General features: G+C 42.7%; 1 pseudogene. It reads right to left on the reverse strand.

Going from position 1 to position 361, the window contains the following annotated elements:
• Positions 1 to 361 (reverse strand): annotated as a pseudogene (locus ACFSR0_RS10965) (IS21 family transposase); the annotation flags it as partial.

Raw genomic sequence — 361 nt, forward strand, 5'->3', positions numbered from 1 at the left:
AAACCTGTTTTTCGTAATGGATTCGCTCTCGATCCTGTGCTAACTCCTTAGCCAATGCCTCATTAAAACTGACAAAATCTTTCATGATTGGTGTGCTTGAAAAAAAGTTGTACCGTACATAACCAACTTTATTTTCTACGCTCCCCTTTTCATTTCCACTACGCGGGTTGCATACCTGAGTTTCAAATCCATAATGCGTAGCAAACCGGAGGAACCCATCAGTAAGTATGGCTGGTTCAGTCCTGGATTTTGTCTGCGTTACGGCAGTTGACATATTGTCAATTCGGATTTTTCGCGGAACACCACCTGCTTGCCGGAAAAGTTCTTTCATGCCTTCCAACAAACATTCTTGGTTTTCAGC

It is taken from the genome of Enterococcus camelliae (assembly GCF_042685105.1).
Lineage (GTDB): Bacteria > Bacillota > Bacilli > Lactobacillales > Enterococcaceae > Enterococcus_G > Enterococcus_G camelliae.